Origin of the sequence: Celeribacter marinus (assembly GCF_001308265.1) — a bacterium.
Taxonomy (GTDB): domain Bacteria; phylum Pseudomonadota; class Alphaproteobacteria; order Rhodobacterales; family Rhodobacteraceae; genus Celeribacter; species Celeribacter marinus.
On sequence record NZ_CP012023.1, the window covers coordinates 1,528,879 to 1,549,851 of the forward strand.

The following is a 20,973-nucleotide window of genomic DNA, read 5'->3' on the forward strand; positions in this document are numbered from 1 at the left end:
TTAACCATTAGCTTTTGCGGTTGAGACGCGGCTGTCAATGCTACGTGCTCGATATCTCGGCGGGGCGGTCAAGTTATCCACAAGATATTGTTTGGGCCCGCCCCAAGTTGGGCAATATTATTGCGCTGCGGCGTGAAACTCCTTGACCCGTGCCACCTAGGTACGCCAAATGGGGCCGCTAAGGTTCCCCGCTATGACGCCAAGCGTTAGGGGAGAATTGGGAATTCGGTGAGAGCGACCCACATCGGGGTTCAAAACCGGAGCCGCCCCCGCGACTGTAAGTGGTGAGCAGGCTGTCGATTGACCACTGGAGCATCCGCTCTGGGAAGGTGACAGTTCTGCATTGACCCGCGAGCCAGGAGACCAGCCTTGCCTCATATCAACCCGCCGTCGGGGATGACGGCTAAGGAGACTGTATAAATGCATATCGAACCCGGACTCGTAACTGGCGCGAAACTCGCCCTATCTGTTGTCACAGCTGTTGGCGCGGCGGGCTTTACCGTCAAGCACGCATGGCAGGCTGTCAAAGAAAGCGGCGTCACATCGCTCGCGGCACGTTCCGCACTGGCCATGATCGCCACTGTGTTCGCATTCCAAGTGTTGCCCCACGCCCCTGCGGGTGTCTCGGAAGTTCACTTCATCTTTGGCTCAACGCTGTTCTTGCTGTTCGGAGCGGCCCCTGCGGCGATCGGTCTGGCACTTGGCCTGTTGGCTCAAGGGATGATTGTCGAGCCGATTGACCTGCCGCAATACGGCATGAACGTCACAACGCTTCTCGTTCCGATGTTTGCAATCAAAATGGTTGCGGACCGGATCATTGCGCCAAACACGGCCTATGCGGACGTGACCTACAAACAGGCCCTCGCGCTGTCCACCACGTACCAAGCGGGCGTTGTAGCATGGGTTGGCTTTTGGGTCACGTATGGCCACGGGTTTGCCGCTATGGGTGAGATCGCCACATTTGGGGCGGCCTACCTTGCCGTGATCGCCATCGAGCCGTTCGTCGACCTCGCTGTGCTTGCGGGTGCGAAAACGCTCAAGGGTCTGGGCCGCACCGGTCTTGTGTCGCCGCGCACGTTCAACGCCGCGTAATCGCCCCACATTCAAACGTATCGCGCCGGGGCCTCACCGCTCCGGCGTTTTCACGTAAAGGACACCAACATGGCTGCCAAAATTCCTGCTACCGTCGTTACCGGTTTTCTGGGCGCGGGCAAAACCACCCTCATCCGTCACATGCTTGCCAATGCAAACGGCAAGCGCATTGCCCTGATCATCAACGAGTTTGGTGATCTGGGTGTGGACGGTGATATCCTAAAGGGCTGCGGAGACGAGACCTGCACCGAGGACGACATCATGGAGCTGTCGAACGGCTGTATCTGTTGCACCGTGGCCGATGATTTCATCCCAACCATGCAAAAGCTGTTGGCGCGTGAGAACAAGCCTGATCATATCGTGATCGAGACCTCTGGTCTGGCGCTGCCGCAACCACTTGTCCGCGCGTTTAACTGGCCCGAGATCTCCACCAAAGTTACCGTTGACGGCGTGATTACCGTGGTCGATGGCAAGGCCGTGGACGAGGGCGTGTTCGCCCATAACGTGGCCGCCGTGGATGCCCAACGCAAGTTGGACGAGAACCTTGACCATGAGACACCGCTGTCGGAATTGTTCGAGGATCAGATCGCCTGCGCCGACATGATTGTCGTGAACAAGGCCGATCTGTTGGGCGAGGCACAGGCAGACGCGCTTGTCGCCAAGCTCAAGGCGGAGGCCCGTGGCGGCGTTCAGGTTGTGCGCGCATCGCATGGCGCGTTGCCCGTGGATGTGTTGCTTGGTCAAGGGATCGGGTCGGAGGCCGACATGACGGGGCGCGACGAGGTGCATCACGGCCACCACCATCACGACGATGATCACGACCATGACCATGACCATGACGGGGATCACCACGATCATGATCACGACGATTTCGAGAGCTTTGTGGTCAGCCGCGATGAGGTCAGCGATCCCAAGGCCTTTGCCGCGCAGGTGTCTGATGTGATCCGCGCCCACGGTATTTTGCGCCTCAAGGGGTTCGTGGCCGTTACGGGCAAGCCGATGCGCCTGACGGTTCAGGCCGTTGGCCCGCGCGTCGATCATTATTTTGACCAACCGTTCGGGGCCAACCCGCGCGAAACACGTCTGGTTGTGATCGGTCAGGCCGGTTTGGACCGCGCCGCAATCGAGGCGGCGTTGCAAGCATGATCATTGTCGAGCTCGGACATCCGCTTGACCCGCAACCTGCCGCACTCTTGGCGCAGGCACAGGCGTTGCAGGCGGAGATTTATGACGCCGAACACAATCACGCCTTGCCCACAGATGCGCTTGCCGCCGATGACGTGCGGTTTTTCATCGCGCGTGAGGGGGATGTGGTTTTGGGCGTTGGTGCGTTTAAAATCTACAGCACCTACGGCGAAGTGAAATCGATGTTCACATCGCCAGACGGTCGCGGCAAAGGCATCGCTGCCGCCCTCATGCGGGCGGTCGAGGACACGGCCCGCGCCGAAGGATTGAGCGCGTTAAAATTGGAGACAGGCGACGAGTTGGACGCCGCCTGTCGTCTGTATGAACGCCACGGGTTCACCCGCTGCGGGGCCTTTGGCGATTACGAGAACAACGGCGTCTCCGTGTTCTACGAAAAGGCGCTTTAGTCCGCCTTTTTGGTCGCTGCCGCTTTCATACGGGCGAGCAATTCGGCCTTTGGGGCCGCTTTGCCATAGGGATTTTTTGACGACCCTTTGGCGTTGTGTTCCGCGTGACGCGGGCTGTTCTTGCCGACCTTCGGCGCGCCTGATTTACCATAGTCCATGAGATAACCTTTCGTGGTTTTCTCGCTGATGCCGTAAACCGCGCGGCTTTTCAAGGAGAGACAGATGCATCTGTTGGCCGCCACCCCCGGATCAATCGACGATGGCAACGAGGCGTTCGACCTCGCACAGACCCCTGCGGACCTTGTGGTGATCTCTGCGGCCGATACCGAACTGGCCGCATTGTCCCATGCGCGGGCGGGGATGGATGCCCCTCTATCGCTGCGCCTGTCGCAACTGATGCACCTGCGCCACCCGATGTCGGTTGATCTACACCTTGACGATTGCGCCACCAAATCGCGCATGGTGATCGCGCGGGTTCTGGGCGGATCGGGCTATTGGAAATACGGGTTGGAGCAATACGCCGCACGGTTGCATGAGGCGGGAATTCCGTTTGTGGCGCTTCCCGGAGATGACAAACCGGACGCGGAATTGGCAGGTTTATCAACGGTTTCGTCACAGGACTACCACGCGCTTTGGGCCTATCTCGTGGAGGGCGGCCCCGACAATGCGGCGGCATTTTTGAGTTATGCGCAGGCGATGCTAGAGGGCGGTGAAAAACCCGCACCCGCCGCACCGCTGTTGCGCGCAGGGGTCTATTGGCCCGCCAAGGGCGTGTGCGATCTGGACGCCGCACGGGCGCACTGGACGCAGGGCGCGCCCGTTGTGCCGATCACATTTTACCGCGCGTTGGTACAGGGTGCGGGGCTTGCGCCGATCGATGCGTTGGTGGCTGCGCTGATCAAAAAGGGGCTGAACCCCCTGCCCGTTTTTGTGGCCTCCCTCAAAGACCCGATTTCGGTCGCCACATTGGATGCGCTGTTTTGTGACGCCAAACCCGATGTGATTCTCAACTGCACCTCCTTTGCGGTTGGCACCCCCGAAAAGGCGGGCAACAACCCGCTCGCTGCCGATTTTGCAAACGGTGCGCCAGTGTTCCAAGTGGTTCTTGCCGGCTCGTCGCACGCAGCATGGGACGAGGGGCTGACGGGATTATCGGCCCGCGACATCGCGATGAATGTGGCGCTACCGGAGGTCGACGGGCGGGTGTTGACCCGCGCCGTATCGTTCAAGGGCGAGGCCTATTTCGACAGTGCCACCGAGTGCGCGATTGCAACCTATCAAGCCGACCAGAGCCGTGTGAATTTTGTCGCAGAGCTGGCCACAAACTGGGCCACGCTGCGTCATACCTCGCCCGCCGACCGTAAGGTCGCGCTGATCCTCGCCAACTATCCGAACAAGGACGGGCGATTGGCCAACGGTGTGGGCCTTGATACCCCTGCGGCGACTGTGAACACGCTGAGTGCGCTTGCGGATGCGGGCTACGGCGTCACGGATATTCCCGAGGGCAGTGATGCGTTGATGGCGCAGATCCTTGCAGGACCGACCAACTGGTTGACCGACCGCAGCACTCGGCACGGCGGCGAGCGGATGTCGCTGTCCGCCTACCACGAAAGCTATGATGCGCTCCCCCAACAGGTGCGCACGCAGATCGAGGACCGGTGGGGGACGCCCGAGGCCGATCCGTTTTACGGGACGGACGGGTTTGCCCTTTCGGTCCTGCGTTTTGGCAACGCCGTGGTCGGCATTCAGCCCGCGCGGGGCTATAGCATCGACCCGACCGAGACCTATCACGCGCCCGATCTGGTGCCGCCGCACAACTACCTCGCGTTCTATTTCTGGCTGCGCCAGTCCTATGGCGCGCACGCGCTGATCCACATGGGCAAGCACGGCAATCTGGAATGGTTGCCCGGCAAGGCGCTTGCCCTGTCGCAGACCTGTTTGCCCGAGGCGGTGATGGGGCCGATGCCGCATCTCTATCCGTTTATCGTCAATGATCCGGGGGAGGGAACACAGGCCAAACGGCGTGCGCAAGCCGTGATCATCGACCACCTCACCCCGCCGCTGACCCGCGCCGAAACCTACGGGCCGCTGCGTGATCTGGAGGCGTTGGTGGACGAGTATTTCGAGGCGGCTGGGGTCGACCCGCGCCGCATTGAGGTGCTGCGCAAGGAAATTTTGAGCCTGAGTGCCGTGACCGGACTGGACCGTGATGTGGGCATGACGGGCGACGACGAGGACGGCGATCTGGGCAAGCTCGACGCCTATCTGTGCGAGTTGAAAGAGGCGCAAATCCGCGATGGGCTGCATATCTTTGGCACCGCGCCGACAGGGCGGCTTGCCCGTGATCTCGCGCTTGCGTTGGTGCGTGTCCCACGCGGGGACGGGACGGGAAAAGATGCGTCTTTGGTGCGGGCTTTGGCGGTGGATTTTGAGCTGGGATTCGACCCGCTGGACTGCGAGATGGCGCAGACATGGACCGGCCCGCGCCGCGATGCCTTGACACGTATTATGGACGGAACGTGGCGCACTAATGGCGATACGGTCGAGCGGTTGGAAGCGTTTTGTGTGGCTCTTCTGGATGAGGGTGCGCCCGCCGCAGGCCCCGCGTCACAGGCGGTTTTAGACCATTTGCGCGACCATGTTTTGCCAACTGTTGCGGCCTGTGGCCCCGCCGAAATGGACGGGCTGCTGCGCGGGTTGAGTGGCCGGTTTGTCCCCCCCGGACCATCGGGTGCGCCGACACGTGGGCGTTTGGATGTGCTGCCCACGGGGCGTAACTTTTTCTCCGTCGATGCGCGGGCTGTACCAACGCAAACCGCATGGAGCCTTGGGTGGAAATCGGCCAACCTATTGATTGAACGACACCTTCAGGATCAGGGCGATTGGCCCCGCGCCATGCTTGTCACCGCATGGGGCACGGCCAACATGCGCACGGGCGGCGACGACATTGCACAGGCGTTGGCCCTGATGGGGGTCAAACCAACGTGGGATACAATGTCGCGCCGCGTCACAGGATTTGAGGTGTTGCCCGCATCCGTTTTGGGGCGTCCGCGCGTTGATGTGACATTGCGCGTGTCGGGGTTTTTCCGCGATGCCTTTCCACAACTCATTGCCTTGGTCGATAGTGCGGCGCGTGCGGTACAAGAGATGGACGAGAGCGAAGAGGACAACCCCGCAGCGGCCCGCGCACGGCGTGGAGAAAGCACGGCGCGGGTGTTTGGCTCGAAGCCGGGGGCATACGGTGCGGGGCTTCAGGCGATGATTGATGAGCAATTATGGGGCGACCGCCGCGACCTTGCCGATGCCTATCTCGAATGGGGCGGCTATGCCTACGGTGCGGGGCGTGAAGGCGTCAAGGATCGCACAGGCTTTGAGGCCCGTCTGAGTCAGGTCGAGGCGATTGTGCAAAATCAGGACAACCGCGAACACGATCTGTTGGACAGCGATGATTATTATCAGTTCGAGGGGGGCGCGGCATCCGCCGTGGCCACGCTCCAAGGACAGGATCGTCCGATTTATCACAACGACCATTCGCGCCCCGACCGTCCGGTCATTCGCACATTGGACGAGGAAATCGGGCGGGTGATCCGCTCGCGGGTGGTGAACCCGAAATGGATCGATGGGGTCAAGCGCCACGGTTACAAAGGCGCATTCGAGATCGCCGCAACGGTGGATTATCTGTTTGCGTTTTCGGCCACCACACGCGCCGTCAAGGATCATCATTTCGACCTCGTATATGGGGCATTTCTCGAGGACGACGAAACGCGGGACTTTATCGCGGATCACAACGCGCCTGCACTGGCCGAGATTGCGCAGCGGTTATTGGAGGCGATGGATCGCGGGCTATGGACGCCACGGTCGAACTCGGCGCGTGCCGCCCTTGAGGCGCTTGCGTGAGCGGGGTTAGTTCGAGCAATCCAACTCGGCTTTGACCAAGGCCTGATCGCCAACCAGTGAGCCTGCTTTGATCGGGCACCCCGTGGCTTGGGTGATCGCAATCGCGGCTTTGGCGACGATGGCGGTGCGGGATGGCGGTGGGACCATGACGTTTATGCGGTGAGCCTCGACACTGGAGCCGCCGCCGCGCTGGCGAAAGATGCGAAAAGTTGCCCCGTCTACAACGATTGGAGTGGGTGTGATTAGGGTTTTGCCGATTTGTGGGCTATCGATCGCGCACGCAGGCAGAATCATCAGACCGAGCGCAGCGGTTAAAGCGCGCGCAAAAGGCGCGTTGTGGCGGGTGGCGTATATCATGCGGCCACCGTCATATCTCTTGGTTAACAAACAGTTAACGCGGGCTCGACCAATGCCCTGAAAACCTAGAGAAGGTTCGATGGCCCATCTTCTAACACCTCAACACAATCGCCCAAAACGACCGTGCCAGTCTGTTCGACGACCGCGTTTTGGCCAAAAATGATGCGCCCGCGCGCGGATCTGTGCAGCTTGCCAAGGGTCGCAAGCGGTTCGTGGCGGTCGGTTTGCACGCCGGTGTCGGGGTCTTGTGTGGTCATCACGCAGCGCTCACACGGTTTGACGATCCGCAAAATGGTCGAGCCGATGCGGATGCGCCGCCATGTATCCTCGGCCCACGGCGCGATGTCGCCCTCAATCACCAGATTGGCGCGAAACCTGCGCATCTCGAACGCCTGACCCGCGGCGACATTGAGAGCCGCAAGGGAGGCTTTAGTGGTGATCAAAATCGGGTAGCCATCGGCAAATCCGGCAAAGTGGGGCGTGATGCTATCGGCGGTATTCACGGGGCGAAGCGGCTCATCGGGAAAGTAGACCAAACGCACCTCGCGACCCAAAGCACATGATAGAAAACTTGCCGCTAAATTCCCCGCGTCCTCGACCCCCTCGATCCGGTTTGAGAACACAAATGCGGTCGTCTTTTCACCCTGTGGGCGCGTCACATCAATGTGGTCGCCATCATACGAGATCAAGATGCCAATGTCTGTTTCAACCACGGCAATGCGCGCCAGTTCGGGCAGCTCACGGCGCGTTGCAACGGCGCCTGTCGGATACAGGATCGCCCAACGACGATCCCCCTCCACACCCAACGCGCCAATGTTGCGGGCGGCATGATCCGTGACGGGCAAGCTTTTGACAGGGTAAGTCGAGATTCGGGAAAGTTTCATGCTGCTCCATAACGAGACGTATCGGATCCATCAAAGATTGACGTTGGGTTATTTAAAAATTTATCTAACAACAAGTTAACCTTTTAGACAGGTGTATTCACCCACGCCATACGCCAATCCAGCGTCTTTTCAGTAATATTGCAGCAAAGATACATGCTGTTTGCTCCTTTGATCCAGATCAAAGAGAGTCCACTCGCCTCATTATATTCATATTAGTGAATGTGAATTAGGAGACGTATCATGAAAACCTCGAAAGCAAGTGAGAGCTATGTTCCTCTCTACTTTCTCACGTCTGTTGGGGCGGGTGGCCTCGCCGTGACTTTCTTTATGTACTTGATGTTTTGGGTGCCGCACCCCGGGCGCTCTGTTCCGGTCTTTGAGGACATCATGGCCGCATGGGCAACGGGCGGCGCGCCGCTCAAATTCGCGATATTTGCCGCTGTCGTGGGTATCGCGGTGTTTGTGTTTCTCAATCTCAAATCGCTCATCTGGAACCTGAGCCACTACGCCGCGTTCAAAAAGACCGAGCGATATACCAAGCTGCGCAACTCCAATGCGGAAACCACACTTTTGGCGATGCCCTTGGCCCTTGCTATGTCGGTCAACGCGCTATTCATCGCGGGCCTCGTGTTTGTGCCCAAGCTTTGGACAATCGTTGAGTATCTGTTCCCGTTTGCGCTGATCGCCTTTGCCCTCATTGCCTATAATGCACTGCGCACCATTGCCGATTTTCTCGGCCGTGTGTTGTCAAAAGGGGGTGTGTTTGATGTCACAGCGCACAATTCATTCGCACAGCTATTGCCGTCATTCGCGCTGATTATGGCCGCCGTGGGGTTTTCCGCGCCTGCCGCTATGTCGACGCAACCCGCCGTTGTGGCCATTTCCATCATTGGTTCAACACTGCTCGGAACTGCTGCGCTTATCTATGCCCTCCTCGCCGTGGTCACCGCGTTCAATTCGATGCTGCACTACGGCACATCCGAAGAGGCAGGTCCAACATTGTTGATCATCATCCCGTTTGTGACCATTTTCTCGATCATGTTCATGCGTCAGGACCACGGGTTGCACACCACCTTTAACGGCCACTCTACCGCCGCAGACACATTGATGTTCCTTGCCAAGGGCCTGTCGGTCCAACTCGTGTTCCTCGGCCTCGGGCTGACCGTGTTGCGCCGCCAAGGCTATTTCAAAGACTTCGTGTTCGGCAACAAGACCTCCGCCGGCTCCTATGCGTTGGTTTGCCCCGGTGTGGCGCTTTCGGTGTTGATGCAGTTTTTCATCAACAAAGGTCTCGTGAGCGCGGGTGTGATTGAGAAATTCGACATCACATACTGGGCCATCACAGCTATCGCGATCGGCTTTCAGTTGGCGATGGTCGCGCTAGTCTTTCGTCTCAATACGCAACATTACGGCTTTCGCGAGCCGACCGCTATACCCGCTGAGTGATCCCTTCCCAGCGACTTGAAAAGGGGCGCGTCTCATGTGAGGCGCGCCCCTTTTTACATAGATGTATTTACGTCCTTGATGCGGCTCCGTCACACTGCGACTATGGGTTAGGCGGGAGGCGGCGTATGATATTTCATTTGGGACTGTTTTTAGGATTTCAACTCTTGGGCGAAGTCATCGCGCGCGTGTTTACGTTGCGCCTTCCTGGGCCAGTGATCGGCATGGTGCTTCTGGCTGCGCTGCTGTTGGCGCGCCCCACGATTGGTAAGAAAATAGAAGGCACCGCCACCACCGTCCTGTCTTATCTTTCGCTACTCTACGTGCCCGCAGGCGTCGGAATTGTTCAATATCTTGATCAAGTCTCCGAAATTGGGTTGCCACTTGCTACCGCACTGGTCGGCTCAACAATTCTCGCCATCGGCGCAGGCTCACTCACGTTCAAATACGTGGGCCGAGCCATGGGCCAAGCCGACGAGACACCGCAATGACCGATATTCTTGATATCTGGTCCTATCTGGCCGAGGGACAGTTGTTGTGGCTCACGGCGACAATCATCGCGTTTCTCATCGGAGACGGGTTATTTCGTCTGTCTGGCAACAAGCCGTATGTGAACCCTGTTTTGATTTCGATGATACTCCTCTCCACCTTGCTGACGATAACCGACACCAGTTATCGCACCTACTTTGAGGGGGCTCAGTTCATTCACTTTTTGCTGGGGCCAGCGACCGTGGCCTTGGCCATTCCGCTATGGAAGAACTGGCAAAAGGTCAAATCCGCTGCGGTGCCGCTACTGGCGGCTCTCTTTGTCGGATCGTTTGTCGCCATGGCGTCTGCGGTCGCAATCGGGGCAGCTATGGGATTGAACGGCGAAGTTCTTTTGTCACTTGTCCCTAAATCTGCCACGTCACCCGTAGCCATTGGTGTGGCCGAAGCCATCGGCGGCCTGCCCACACTCACGGTCGCCCTTGTCCTGATTACGGGCGTTATCGGCGCGGTTGTGACAACCCCACTCAATAACCTGCTCGGCGTACACGACTATCGCGGGCGCGGGTTCGCCACGGGTGTTGCGGCCCACGGGATTGGAACCGCGCGCGCGTTTCAAGTTCACGGGACCGCCGGCGCCTTTGCCGGTATTGGCATGGTCCTCAACGCTATTCTCACGGCGCTTTTGGCGCCGCTCTTTGTCCAGATTTTTCTCTAAGGAACGCCCCTATGACTGACACGAATGACAACGCCCGCCACGCAACAAAAATGGCTAAAAAGAAAGTGGCACGCGACAAGATCATGGCCACGAAGATTGATCAAAAAGGCCTGATCATCGTCCATACGGGTAAGGGAAAAGGCAAATCCTCTGCCGCGTTCGGGATGATTTTCCGCTGTATTGCACATGAGATGAAATCAGGCGTTGTGCAGTTCATCAAGGGTGGAATGGACTGTGGCGAGCGCGATTTGATCACCGCGAGATTTCCAGAGCTATGCGAATTTTACACGATGGGCGAGGGGTTTACATGGGAAACCCAAGACAAGGCCCGCGACATTGAAATGGCACAGGCCGCGTGGGAAAAGGCCAAAGAGCTGATCCGCAACCCAGAGAACCGCATGGTTTTACTTGATGAGATCAATATTGCACTGCGCTATGACTACATCGACGTAAACGATGTCGTGGCATTTTTGTTGGCTGAAAAACCACCCCTGACCCATGTTGTTTTGACGGGGCGCAATGCCAAAGAAGAGTTGATCGAAATCGCTGATCTGGTCACAGAAATGGAATTGGTCAAACATCCCTTCCGCGCAGGTGTCAAAGCCCAAAAAGGCGTGGAATTCTAACGCCCGCCAAACCTTCTATAAACTGGCGTCGACCCGAAACGCTTCGGGGATCTCATCCCGATCCTCGAGGATCACGTCGACCAGCACGCGTGCTGCAAGCGGAGCCATGCCGAAGCCGATTTTAAAGCCGCCATTGGCGATAAAATGTCCCGCGCGATCCGGCCATGCGCCCAACATCGGTGCGCGCGATTTGGCACGCGGACGCACTCCCGCCCAACGCGTGATCTCGGGGGCGTTGGCGAGTTGCGGCATGGCCACAATCGCACGGGCGAGAAGATCATCCGCCAATTCATCGGTCTCGTTGGGGTGGTCAAAGTCACGCTCTGACGTTGATCCAATCGCGGTTGTGCCATCCTTATGGGGAATAATATGCAGGCTTTGGGCATAGATTTGCGGGGCATCGCGCATATCGAAATCAAGCAAGATCGCCTGACCTTTCACGCCCCCCCCGACCTCGCGCCCGAACGCCGCATTCAATGCCCGCAAGCCGTGCCAACCACTGGCATGGATCACCGCGCCCTGCTCGTCTGCGTCGCGGACAATCTCACCACCCAGCGCGACAATCGCAGCCGCAAGAGAGGCACAGGCACGTGCAGGGTTGAAGCGCGCAGACAAGGTGTCGAAAATCCAAAACCCTGTTGGGCTTTCAGGGAGCCACGCCCCGAAACGGGCAATGGCAGCCTCACGATCATAAACCGACCACTCCGCGTGTCCTTGCCAGAGCTGCTCCGCATCGGTGGCACGCTGATGCGCCAACTCCAACTGACGTTCGTTTTGAACGGCCTGCACACGGCCCGTACGCCCGTATCCGGACGACACACCGCCCAAGGCCTCTACGTCTGGCCAATGAGTGCGCGCCATAATCAGGCTTTGGAACTGGAACTCTTTTTTGTCATTCCAGCGCTCGGGCGTGTGGGGCGCAAGGGCGCCCACAACACCACCGGACGAGCCCGCACCTACGCCATGCGGGTCAATCACCCGCACTTTTGCGCCGCGCTTCGCCGCCTCATATCCACACGACAAACCGAACGCGCCCGCTCCGTAGATCGTAATCTCTGCCTTGCCCATTTGCATTTTTGCCCATTGCACTTCGGATCGCGCGCCCGCAGGGTTGCGAGCGACATAGAAACACCTCTTAAGACATCCCATGACCAACAACCAGACAGCACGCATTGAATGGCGCGACGGGGCCATTCCCGTCTCAACCCAATTCGACGATCCGTATTTCTCCAATGCTTCAGGCCTTGAGGAAACACGGCACGTCTTTTTGGCAGGAAACGATTTGCCCGCGCGCCTTGCGGGGGGATTTCAGGTGGCTGAACTCGGGTTCGGGACGGGCTTAAATATGCTCGCGCTGGCCCTGATCTGGCAGGGGCCAGAGCCAATCCGCTTTACCTCGTTTGAGGCCTATCCGATGACGGCCCCCGACATTGCGAAATCCCTACAATCGTTTGACGCAGCACATGCCATTGCCCAACCGTTTCTTGAGGCGTGGGCGCAGGGCGCGCGGTCGTTTCGGGTCGGATGCGTGGACGTTGATGTCATTATTGGTGATGCGCGCGACACGCTCCCCGCATGGGACAGACATGCGAACGCATGGTTCCTCGACGGATTTTCTCCGGCCAAGAACCCGCAACTTTGGGGCGATGCCCTGATGGCAGAGGTGGGTCGCCACACAGTTCAGGGTGGCACGTTTGCGACCTATACTGCGGCGGGCCATGTTCGCCAAAAGCTGACGGCTACGGGATTTGACGTCACACGCGTTTCAGGGTTCGGGCGCAAGCGGCATATGAGTATCGGAACAAAGACATGACAGATCAAAATCCGCGCCTTGGTATCTTGCTCATGGTTGTGACCATGTTCATTTTCGCCATGCAAGACGGGCTATCGCGCCACCTCGCGGGCGAATACAACGTCTATATGGTCATCATGATCCGCTACTGGGTCTTTGCGGCATTTGTCATCATGTGGTCCGCGCGCACAACGGGCGGGTTGGCGCGTGCCGCACGCTCAGCGCAGCCAAAACTCCAGTTCTTTCGCGGCGCGCTTTTGGCTGTCGAAGTGATCATTATGGTCATCGGTTTTGTGAAGCTCGGACTGGTAGAAAGCCACGCAATCTTTGCCACCTATCCGCTAATCATTACCGCATTATCTGGCCCGATTTTAGGCGAGCGGGTTGGATGGCGGCGCTGGCTATCCGTTGCAATCGGCTTTTTCGGCGTGATGATTATCCTAATGCCAGATGGTGACGTTTTCTCACCAGCCGTGATTTTCCCGTTGGCCTCCGCCGCGATGTTTGCACTTTACGGCCTGCTCAACCGCTACGTCTCGCGCAAAGATCCCGCTGCGGTGACCTTTTTCTATACGGGGATTTCGGGGGCGGCCGTCATGACTCTGATTGGCGTGTGGTTTTGGGAACCTATGAGCCTGAACGATTGGACGTGGATGATCACACTATGCGCGTCTGCGATTGTTGGCCATTACCTGCTGATCCGCGCCTACGAATTGTCCGAAGCCTCCGCGATCCAACCCTTTGCCTACCTGCAATTGGCGTTTGCCTCCGGCGTTGGGGTCGTTTTCTTTGGCGATATCATCCGCCTCAACGTGGCCATAGGAACAAGCATCGTGGTGGGCGCGGGCATTTTTGCCCTCGTGCGCGCCCAATTGGCCGCGCGCCGCGCCAGAAGCGGAGCGCCTACTGCGCCTTAAGGTCTGTAGACAGCGTGATCGTGCGCGTGTCGCCAGTTAGGCGCGCGTGATACACTGGGACGCTTTCCGCCACACGCATCACGTAGTTACGGGTTTCGCGAAACGGAATGTGTTCGATCCAGTCCACGACGTCCACCTTACCTCCGCGCGGATCACCGTAGCGCTCGATCCAATCGCGCGCCCGTGTTGGACCCGCATTATACCCCACCGCCACGAGGGGGAGATTGTTGCCAAACTCCTCAATCAATTGCGCAAGATACGCAGAGCCAAGCCGCGCGTTGAGCACGGGATCAGCCAAATCATTTTCGACAAAGCCCTCTACACCCAGTTTGGCCGCCATGGCCTCGCCCGTGCGTGGCATCAATTGCATCAACCCGCGCGCGCCAACATAGGACCGCGCATTTGCGTAAAACTCGCTTTCGCGCCGCGCAATCGACAAGGCAAGTTCAGGCTTCACAGGTAAATCCGCTTTGGCCATGTCATGCAGGGGATAATAAGCGCGGTTCAAAACAATGCCCTGATCCGCCGCAAATTTGGCGACGAGGACCGCAAGATAGGGATCGTGATCGAGCGCCAGATCGGACAGTTGGCCCAACTCTTGTGGTGTCAGGCTTTCCCCCAAGTGGCGCATGAACCGAGCGGCTTGTGGCAAATCACCTGCCTCTTCGAGAAGCAATGCGGCCTGAAGCACGGATGACGACATGAAGGATGCCGACGTGTAATCGGCAAATCGCGCCTCTCCGGTGAGCGCGGGATCAAGTGGCAGGCTCGCACGTTCCGCCGACAGCAAGCCGTAAAAGGAGGTTTGAAACTGCGCGCCAAATGTATACGCGGCAAGAGCATCATCCTTTGCCCCGAGTGCTTCGAGAGCACGGCCTTCCCAATACCCTGCGCGCCCCAATGAAATCGGTGTCGCTACGGACACACGAAACCGGTTGAAGTGGTCCAGCGCAATAAGCGGCTCATCAAGGTAGCGCAGCGCGATATAGCCCGCGAGCCATTCAAGGTCCGCATAGTGATCCTCATTTGGCGTGAGAAAATGACGGGAGGCCGCAGAGTAGGCAATTTGTGCTTTGCCATCGCGCATCATTTGGCGCGCCAAAGAGCGGCGTCTATCGCCCCACGTGATGGGGTCGCCAAGTGCCGCACGAGATGTCGATTGTTGCAGCATAAGCGTTACGGCATCGTCGTAGCGCCCTTTGCGCGCGCGCCATTGGAACCGTTCAAACGCTAAAATCGGCTCTTTGGACAATGCGGGGGGAATTGCCTCGATCGCCGCATCGACACCGTTGGCGTCCGATTCCAGCTTTTGCGTTGCATCAATCAGCGCGTTCCAACCCTGAGGGAGATAGGGGACGAGACGAGCGGCATCTTTAAACTTGCCTTGCCACATCAACATGCGCGCGCGGTCAGCATGGTGTGCGGTCAGTTGCGCGGGAAATTGCATCAACAAATGGCTTTCGCTCTCGCTATCCAGAATCAGCGTTTGCCAGGCAATCACGGCTTGGGCCTGAGCGTCTCCATCTGCACCGATCAATTGGTACGCGCGTGCCAAATCGACTGTTCCGCCGCCTGTCTGTGGGGCATGGGCAGTAAAGTAGGCGACGATATCGCGCGGATTTATAGCGTCCGAAATAGACGCCTCGCATTTCTCGGCCAAAAGCGGCAGCCCCGGCCAGTCGTCATTGCGATCAAGAAAGGCGGTACATTCGTCAAAGCGTCCTTTGCCCGCACGTAAATATTGCCACTCTATTATGTCGCGGCCGACCCCCGTGGCAGTTGTACGTGCACCTTGCCAATCACCCGCGTTGCGCAGCTTCACAGCCGCCTCAAAGGCGTCAGAGGCCGGAGATGCGAAAACCGCGCCTCCTACCGTTGTAAAAAGTGTCGCCGCCAAAAGTGATCGAAGAAAAGTTTGATATACCATCGGAATTCTGTATGTGCTCTCTCAATTGTCGTGCGCTTAGGTGCGCTTTTGCCACGAGGGTATCGCAGGGTTTGAGCCACGCAAGACACATTCTTGGCATTGCCTACGAAGGCGGCTAGTTTCCGCCTGACTATAAATGGGCGACTCACGCCCCCGCAAGAGACGCAAAGGAGCGCATCATGATCAAAGGTTCCATCCCCGCCTTGGTGACCCCGTTTAAGAACGGTGAATTGGACATTGATACGCTCAAAAAGCTGGTCGAGTGGCACATCGCCCAAGGGTCGCACGGCCTCGTTCCCGTCGGGACAACTGGCGAAAGCCCGACCCTTTCACATGCCGAGCATGAAAAAGTGATCGAAGTGGTTGTGGAAACTGTAGCGGGCCGCATTCCCGTCATTGCGGGCGCAGGGTCGAACAACACGGCCGAGGGCCTTGGCCTCATCCAGCACGCCGCGCGTGTCGGTGCCGATGCCGCGTTGGTTGTCACGCCCTACTATAACAAGCCAACCCAAAAAGGCCTGATTGCGCATTACACTGCATTGCATGACGCAACAGATATCCCGATCATTATCTACAACATCCCCGGTCGCTCTGTTGTGGACATGACACCCGATACAATGGGCGAATTGGCCAAATTGCCACGCATTATCGGGGTGAAGGATGCCACGGGAGATTTGGCGCGTGTCGGCAAAACCCGCATCACCTGCGGCACCGATTTTGTTCAGGTCTCGGGCGAGGATCCGACCGCGATTGGGTATAACGCACAAGGTGGCGTTGGTTGCATTTCGGTGACGGCAAACGTCGCGCCGAAGCTATGCGCCCAAGTTCAAAATGCCACCCTAGCGGGCGATTATGCATTGGCTCTTGAGCTCACGGATAAACTCATGCCGCTCCATATCGCCATCTTTGTCGAGCCCGGTGTGAGCGGTGCGAAATATGCGATGTCGTTGCTCGGATTGTGTTCGGACGAGGTCCGCCTCCCGCTGACCACATTGTCCGATTACACCAAGGCACAGATCAAAGCGGCGATGGAGCACGCCGACCTTTTGTAAGCGCTACGCACAGCACCAAAACGATCAGGGGGCCACGGCCCCCTTTTTCTATGGGTTGGATAAAGGATTGTCCTCGCGAGCCGCGCGCTGTGCCTCCAATTGGTTGCGGCGCACATGGCGCAAAACTTCCATCAGGAGGGCCGTCATCATGCCGATGTTCAAAAATCCGTTTACCGCCGCCATGCCGCCCAAAAGACGCCACTCGACGGGTAGCAAAACATCCCCGAATCCAAGCGTGGTAAATGCGGTCAGTGAAAAATATAGCGCTTCCTCAAGGTGCGAAAACATCCCCAAGAACCGAAACGCAAAGGCCCAAATCCAGACACCTGCGGTAATGATCCAGAGCATAGCGAGAACGGCGCTCGCAAGAACCACGAACAGCTTTGGGCGATGTGGCTCTGTAATCAGCCACTTATGTGCGCGCCGCAAACCCAGCTCATACACACCAAACCCAACGGCAGCGACGATGACAGACAGCAAGATCAGCCCTGTGCCTAATAGAATTTGGATAAACATATGCGCTCCAAGACGGTTTTCGCGACTATAGGGCGGGCTTTGCGTCGCGCGCTAGTGGACATGAGCGCGCGGACACCTTATCTGCACTTGCACCATGGCAAAGAAACAGACCTCAGAAGACAAGAACTACAAAGTGATCGCCGACAACCGGCGCGCACGCTACGATTATGCCATCGAGGATGACATCGAATGTGGTGTGATCTTGTCGGGGTCAGAGGTCAAATCCCTGCGCGTTGGCCAATCCAACATTGCCGAAAGCTATGCCTCTATTGACGATGGCGAATTGTGGCTGACAAACTCCTATATCGCGCCCTACCAACAAGCGATGTTTCCACATGAGGAACGCGCCAAACGCAAACTTATGGTGTCAAAACGTGAACTTGCGCGTCTTGGACAGGCGACAGGGCGTCAGGGTATGACCCTTGTCCCGTTGGTGATGTATTTCAACCATAAGGGCCGCGTGAAGATCAAACTTGGCATCGCCAAAGGTAAAAAGAACCACGACAAACGTGCCACAGAGGCCAAACGTGACTGGGGTCGCCAACAACAACGCCTGTTGCGGCGCGGCGACTAGTACGTATTTGCAAGGCTATGCTTGCGCATGGCGGGCCAGAACGGTATGGCAGGTTACACGTTTTAGCTACATATCGTAGGGTCAATGTCTCAATCAGATCCCAAAACTCTCGTGTCCACCGACTGGCTGGCCGATAACCTGAAATCTCCCGATCTTCGTGTGATCGATGCGAGTTGGTATCTGCCGCATATGAACCGCGACCCCAAGGCCGAATATGGCGCCGCCCATATCGCCGGAGCACGCTACGTCGATATTGATGATGTGTGCGATGCCCGTAGCGCCCTGCCCCATATGTTGCCGCCCGTTGAAAAATTCATGTCCCGCATGCGTGCCCTTGGCATTGGCAACGGTCATCAAGTCGTTGTGTACGATGGCATGGGTATTTTTTCCGCGCCGCGTGTCTGGTGGATGTTCAAGTATTTCGGCCAAGACGATGTCGCCGTCCTTGATGGTGGTCTACCAAAGTGGATGAGCGAAGGCCGCGAGGTGACCGCAGAGCCACCCGTGATCCGCGACCGTCATATGGTGCCAAACGAGCAGTTCGATTTGGTGCGCGATGTCACACAAGTGGCAGCCTCCGCAAAGCTGGGCGATCATGTGATCATCGATGCGCGCCCTGCGGACAGGTTCAAAGGCGAGGCTCCCGAGCCGCGCGCGGGCTTGCGTTCCGGTCACATTCCAAATTCGCGCAGCGTTCCGTTCACTGATCTGATCGAGGCCAACGGAACGATGAAAAACCCCGGCGAATTGCGGCTTATTTTTGAGCGCGCAGGCGTCGATCTAACAAAGCCGGCGATCACCACCTGTGGGTCGGGGACAACCGCCGCAATCCTTAGTCTCGCGCTTGAGCGCATCGGCGTGAAACACGCGCTTTACGATGGCAGCTGGGCGGAATGGGGCATGTATGGCGACCTACGGGTCGCAACCGGAGAAGCATGATGCTGAACACACTCACACCACAACCCGAAGACAAAATTCTAGCGCTCATGGCGCTCTACCGCGACGATCCGCGCGATACCAAGATTGATCTTGGCGTTGGCGTCTACAAAGACGCGACAGGCCACACCCCGATTATGCGCGCTATCAAAGCCGCCGAAAAGCAGTTGTGGGAAGCCGAAACAACTAAATCTTACACCGCATTGTCTGGCGATCCCGCATTTGGCGCGGCAATGAAAACGATGGTATTGGCGGATAGCGTGGACCACGCGCGCGTGGGTGCAATCGCGACCCCCGGCGGGACAGGCGCGATCCGTCAGGCGTTTGAGTTGATGAAACTGGCCAATCGTCACGGGACCGTTTGGACATCGAACCCGACATGGCCGAACCACCTGTCGATCCTCAAATTCATGGGGCTCGCCAACAAAGAATACGCCTATTTCGACGCCGCGACATGTACCGTTGATTTTGATGCGATGATGGCCAGCCTCAAGGACGTAAAAGCGGGCGACATGGTGTTACTGCACGGGTGTTGTCACAACCCAACGGGTGCGAATCTGACGCTTGACCAATACGGGCTTGTGGCGGATTTGATCCTAGAAAAGGGTGCGATTGCGCTGGTTGATATCGCCTACCAAGGGTTCGGTGATGGCCTCGAAGAGGACGCAGCAGCAACCCGTCTTTTGGCCACCAAGCTCCCTGAAATGTTGATCGCGGCGTCCTGTTCCAAGAACTTCGGCATCTACCGCGAGCGTACGGGGTGCCTGATGGCAATGTCTGAGACGGCGGATAACACGCCCGTCACACAGGGCACGTTGAACTTTCTCAACCGCCAAAACTATTCCTTCCCACCCGATCATGGGGCGCGTTTGGTCACGATGATTTTGGGCGACGCGACGCTCAAGGCGGACTGGATGGCGGAATTGGAAGAGGTCCGTTTGGGGATGCTTGGCCTGCGCACACAGCTCGCTGATGAGCTGCGCCAACAGACAAATTCCGACCGGTTTGATTTCGTGGCACAGCACCGCGGGATGTTCTCACGCATTGGCGCAAGCCCCGAGGAGGTGCTCAAAATTCGAGAGGAGTTTGGCATCTACATGGTCGGCGATAGTCGCCTGAACATCGCGGGCCTGAACGCGCAAACGGTGCCACTATTGGCACATGCAGTTGCAAAAATCTGTCGCTAAACTTGTGATGACACTTCAATACAAAAACGGCGTCCTGATGGGCGCCGTTTTTATGTGATCACTTCACAGCAGGTACATCGTTTTGGGCCACGCGTGCGGGAAATGCCTGAACCATAACTTTGTCAAACTCTGCCCAAGTCACGGTTGCGCGATTTCCCGCATGGCCGTGATAATAGGATTTACCGTTTGATGTCGGAAGTCCCGCCCAAATCTTCGCAAGATTGTTCATGAAGACCTTGCGCGACATGGCGCCACGGCGCGCATCTAACAACCCCGCCTCCTCCAAAAGAAGATCTGACAACCTGTCTTGAACATCGGGGCTAAACATAACGTCATCAGAAAGCTCAAGCCGGTCCACCAGTCGCGACAAGGTTTTTGGGATAAACTGATATAGACCAATGGCATGCGGCTGTCCCGGCGTGTCCTTTATCCACGCGAAAATCTCACCAAGGGTCATAGCGGTCGGACGTTTTGGCGTTTTTCGTTTCGCGCCATGTTGCACGGCATCGTATCCCGCAGCGCCAGATTCGGCGCGGCCGATGATTTTACGAATCCATTCCACATCTTTTGGCGGGCCCGCGAGGTGTTGCAATCCAATTGTGGGGCGCTTTGGGGCGAGTTCAACGCGCGGCGGCAGCGGTGCAAAGAACGTTCCCGCATCGCGATCGGAGAACAAACTGGGGCTGCGCGGTTCGGTTTCGCGAAACGCAATCGGCAGCGGTCGTGGCGATGCCTCCATCAGACTTGATGTCGTGCGCGGCAGCGCGTGTAGCCCGAGAAGCGAGACAGGCTCGGCGCGCATGGGAGCTACTCCTATGAACGTAGCGACAATCGTTAAAATACAATGCTTGGGGGTCATATCATCCTCTGAAACGGAAACTCCGCCCACAAGATCGCTCAACATAGTTGAAATTTCGTTTCCGAGTCCTGCTTCGTCGTTTGGACACGAAAAAACCCGGGCACTTTCGTGCCCGGGC

General features: G+C 57.7%; 21 protein-coding genes and 1 riboswitch. Of the genes, 14 read left to right on the top strand and 7 right to left on the bottom strand.

Annotated features, from left to right (window positions below; genetic code table 11):
* Positions 1 to 164 precede the first annotated feature (164 nt).
* Positions 165 to 386, top strand: a riboswitch (cobalamin riboswitch).
* A 34-nt stretch (positions 387 to 420) separates the two neighbouring features.
* From IMCC12053_RS07575 to IMCC12053_RS07585, 3 genes are all read left to right on the top strand, one after another.
* Positions 421 to 1,092: an energy-coupling factor ABC transporter permease gene (locus tag IMCC12053_RS07575; RefSeq protein ID WP_062217529.1), complete on the top strand. Its 672-nt coding sequence runs from the start codon at positions 421 to 423 to the stop codon at positions 1,090 to 1,092.
* A 69-nt stretch (positions 1,093 to 1,161) separates the two neighbouring features.
* Positions 1,162 to 2,238, top strand: a complete 1,077-nt coding sequence (gene cobW, locus IMCC12053_RS07580; RefSeq protein WP_062217532.1) for a cobalamin biosynthesis protein CobW — start codon at positions 1,162 to 1,164, stop codon at positions 2,236 to 2,238.
* Entirely contained in the window at positions 2,235 to 2,684 is a 450-nt protein-coding gene (locus tag IMCC12053_RS07585) for a GNAT family N-acetyltransferase (protein WP_062217534.1), read from the top strand. Before cobW ends, IMCC12053_RS07585 begins: the two co-directional genes overlap by 4 nt.
* Here IMCC12053_RS07585 and IMCC12053_RS15945 read toward each other — a convergent pair.
* Complete coding sequence (locus IMCC12053_RS15945) at positions 2,681 to 2,842, bottom strand: hypothetical protein (RefSeq protein WP_062221037.1); 162 nt, start codon at positions 2,840 to 2,842, stop codon at positions 2,681 to 2,683. The genes IMCC12053_RS07585 and IMCC12053_RS15945 overlap by 4 nt on opposite strands.
* Positions 2,843 to 2,906: 64 nt before the next feature.
* Here IMCC12053_RS15945 and cobN point away from each other — a divergent pair, with 64 nt between their 5' ends.
* The gene (gene cobN, locus IMCC12053_RS07595) at positions 2,907 to 6,581 is read left to right on the top strand and encodes a cobaltochelatase subunit CobN (RefSeq protein WP_062217537.1); all 3,675 of its coding nucleotides are present in this window, start codon (positions 2,907 to 2,909) and stop codon (positions 6,579 to 6,581) included.
* 6 nt (positions 6,582 to 6,587) lie between these two features.
* Here the strand turns inward: cobN and IMCC12053_RS07600 are convergent, their stop codons facing one another.
* On the bottom strand, positions 6,588 to 6,938 hold the full coding sequence (locus tag IMCC12053_RS07600; RefSeq protein ID WP_062217540.1) for a hypothetical protein: 351 nt from the start codon (positions 6,936 to 6,938) through the stop codon (positions 6,588 to 6,590).
* Between the two features lie 65 nt (positions 6,939 to 7,003).
* A complete protein-coding gene (locus IMCC12053_RS07605; protein WP_062217543.1) occupies positions 7,004 to 7,822 on the bottom strand; it encodes an MOSC domain-containing protein in 819 nt (272 codons plus the stop codon).
* A gap of 240 nt (positions 7,823 to 8,062) precedes the next feature.
* Here IMCC12053_RS07605 and IMCC12053_RS07610 point away from each other — a divergent pair, with 240 nt between their 5' ends.
* The 4 genes from IMCC12053_RS07610 to cobO all read left to right on the top strand — a co-directional run bounded on the left by IMCC12053_RS07610 (position 8,063) and on the right by cobO (position 11,095).
* On the top strand, positions 8,063 to 9,268 hold the full coding sequence (locus IMCC12053_RS07610; protein ID WP_062217546.1) for a TsoY family (seleno)protein: 1,206 nt from the start codon (positions 8,063 to 8,065) through the stop codon (positions 9,266 to 9,268).
* 125 nt (positions 9,269 to 9,393) lie between these two features.
* Entirely contained in the window at positions 9,394 to 9,756 is a 363-nt protein-coding gene (locus IMCC12053_RS07615; protein WP_062217549.1) for a CidA/LrgA family protein, read from the top strand.
* Entirely contained in the window at positions 9,753 to 10,469 is a 717-nt protein-coding gene (locus tag IMCC12053_RS07620) for an LrgB family protein (RefSeq protein ID WP_062217553.1), read from the top strand. Before IMCC12053_RS07615 ends, IMCC12053_RS07620 begins: the two co-directional genes overlap by 4 nt.
* A gap of 11 nt (positions 10,470 to 10,480) precedes the next feature.
* Positions 10,481 to 11,095, top strand: coding sequence for a cob(I)yrinic acid a,c-diamide adenosyltransferase (cobO, locus tag IMCC12053_RS07625; protein ID WP_062217557.1), 615 nt, complete (start codon positions 10,481 to 10,483; stop codon positions 11,093 to 11,095).
* A gap of 15 nt (positions 11,096 to 11,110) precedes the next feature.
* Here cobO and IMCC12053_RS07630 read toward each other — a convergent pair whose 3' ends face one another.
* Positions 11,111 to 12,163, bottom strand: coding sequence for an NAD(P)/FAD-dependent oxidoreductase (locus tag IMCC12053_RS07630; RefSeq protein WP_062221040.1), 1,053 nt, complete (start codon positions 12,161 to 12,163; stop codon positions 11,111 to 11,113).
* A 79-nt stretch (positions 12,164 to 12,242) separates the two neighbouring features.
* Here IMCC12053_RS07630 and mnmC2 point away from each other — a divergent pair, with 79 nt between their 5' ends.
* Together mnmC2 and IMCC12053_RS07640 are read left to right on the top strand one after the other, a co-directional pair.
* Positions 12,243 to 12,908, top strand: coding sequence for a tRNA (5-methylaminomethyl-2-thiouridine)(34)-methyltransferase MnmC2 (gene mnmC2 / locus IMCC12053_RS07635; protein ID WP_062217560.1), 666 nt, complete (start codon positions 12,243 to 12,245; stop codon positions 12,906 to 12,908).
* Entirely contained in the window at positions 12,905 to 13,804 is a 900-nt protein-coding gene (locus IMCC12053_RS07640) for a DMT family transporter (protein ID WP_062217563.1), read from the top strand. Before mnmC2 ends, IMCC12053_RS07640 begins: the two co-directional genes overlap by 4 nt.
* On the opposite strand, the gene IMCC12053_RS07645 is transcribed toward IMCC12053_RS07640, so the two are convergent.
* Positions 13,791 to 15,731, bottom strand: coding sequence for a lytic transglycosylase domain-containing protein (locus tag IMCC12053_RS07645; RefSeq protein ID WP_062217566.1), 1,941 nt, complete (start codon positions 15,729 to 15,731; stop codon positions 13,791 to 13,793). The genes IMCC12053_RS07640 and IMCC12053_RS07645 overlap by 14 nt on opposite strands.
* 179 nt (positions 15,732 to 15,910) lie before the next feature.
* On the opposite strand from IMCC12053_RS07645, the gene dapA reads away from it, so the two are divergent.
* Positions 15,911 to 16,783 carry a 4-hydroxy-tetrahydrodipicolinate synthase gene (gene dapA, locus IMCC12053_RS07650; RefSeq protein WP_062217570.1) on the top strand — a complete coding sequence of 291 codons (873 nt, stop codon included), beginning with the start codon at positions 15,911 to 15,913 and terminating at the stop codon, positions 16,781 to 16,783.
* Positions 16,784 to 16,831: 48 nt separating this feature from the next.
* Here dapA and IMCC12053_RS07655 read toward each other — a convergent pair whose 3' ends face one another.
* Positions 16,832 to 17,299, bottom strand: a complete 468-nt coding sequence (locus tag IMCC12053_RS07655) for an ion channel (protein ID WP_062217573.1) — start codon at positions 17,297 to 17,299, stop codon at positions 16,832 to 16,834.
* Between the two features lie 94 nt (positions 17,300 to 17,393).
* Between IMCC12053_RS07655 and smpB the strand changes: the two genes are divergently transcribed.
* From smpB to IMCC12053_RS07670, 3 genes are all read left to right on the top strand, one after another.
* Positions 17,394 to 17,873 (top strand): SsrA-binding protein SmpB, encoded by a 480-nt coding sequence (gene smpB / locus IMCC12053_RS07660; protein ID WP_062217575.1) that lies wholly within the window; start codon positions 17,394 to 17,396, stop codon positions 17,871 to 17,873.
* 84 nt (positions 17,874 to 17,957) lie between these two features.
* Positions 17,958 to 18,812 carry a 3-mercaptopyruvate sulfurtransferase gene (gene sseA, locus IMCC12053_RS07665; protein ID WP_062217579.1) on the top strand — a complete coding sequence of 285 codons (855 nt, stop codon included), beginning with the start codon at positions 17,958 to 17,960 and terminating at the stop codon, positions 18,810 to 18,812.
* Positions 18,812 to 19,996 carry an amino acid aminotransferase gene (locus IMCC12053_RS07670; protein WP_062221043.1) on the top strand — a complete coding sequence of 395 codons (1,185 nt, stop codon included), beginning with the start codon at positions 18,812 to 18,814 and terminating at the stop codon, positions 19,994 to 19,996. Before sseA ends, IMCC12053_RS07670 begins: the two co-directional genes overlap by 1 nt.
* Positions 19,997 to 20,054: 58 nt before the next feature.
* On the opposite strand, the gene IMCC12053_RS07675 is transcribed toward IMCC12053_RS07670, so the two are convergent.
* Complete coding sequence (locus IMCC12053_RS07675) at positions 20,055 to 20,900, bottom strand: lysozyme family protein (protein WP_236852379.1); 846 nt, start codon at positions 20,898 to 20,900, stop codon at positions 20,055 to 20,057.
* Positions 20,901 to 20,973 lie beyond the last annotated feature (73 nt).